The sequence below is a fragment of the Kitasatospora nipponensis genome (assembly GCF_039528135.1).
Taxonomy (GTDB): domain Bacteria; phylum Actinomycetota; class Actinomycetes; order Streptomycetales; family Streptomycetaceae; genus Kitasatospora; species Kitasatospora nipponensis.
Genome location: NZ_BAAALF010000768.1, coordinates 1 through 668 on the forward strand (window position 1 = coordinate 1; position 668 = coordinate 668).

A 668-nucleotide genomic window follows, 5' to 3' on the forward strand; every position below is an offset into this window, starting at 1 on the left:
CCTGTGTTCGGAGTTATCTAGCGGAGTTGACCGGGCGGTAGCCGTTGAGACCTTGCCCGGTGACTGTCAGGGGTTGTCATGGCCGACGCCTCGGTACGGGGCGCGGCTGGGTGGCAGTCCGGCTTCGCCTTCCAGCCGGGCCAGGGTGAGTTGGAGCCAGGCGATGTAGGCGGCGGTGGAGGCGTAGCCGTGTTCGTGGGCGGCGAGGTGGAGTTTGCGGACCCAGGTGGTGTCGATGTCGGGGATGGGGTCGAGGCCGAGGGCGGTGAAGTCCATCCAGCCGGGCTCGCCGAAGTGGGCAAGCCGGTAGTCGAGTTCGGTGCGCAGGACGGCGATCGCGTACTCGGGACCGAGTTGACCGGCGAAGAGGAAGCGCAGTTGGAAGTCGGGGTCGGCCGGGCGCGGTGACGGCTCGTACGGTGAGCGGGCCCAGTCGAGGAGCGCGTCGCGACCGCCTGCGGTGAGCCGGTAGACCTTGGCGTCGGGGCGGCCTTCGCGCGGGTCGACATCGAACTCCGCCCAGCCGCTGTCCACCAAGCGCGGAAGTGTGCGGTAGATCTGCGGCAGTTGCACGTCGTAGCCCAGGTACTTGCCCTTGCCGTCCATCCACTTGCGGATGTCGTAGCCGGAGACGGGCCGAAGGGCCAGTAGACCGAGGATCACGTGCT

At 68.1% G+C, this 668-nt stretch carries 1 protein-coding gene; it reads right to left on the minus strand.

The genetic code is table 11. From position 1 onward, the window contains the following. Positions 1-66: 66 nt before the first annotated feature. On the minus strand, positions 67-668 hold a 602-nt coding region (locus tag ABD323_RS43220), incomplete at its 5' end, for a PadR family transcriptional regulator (RefSeq protein WP_344447508.1).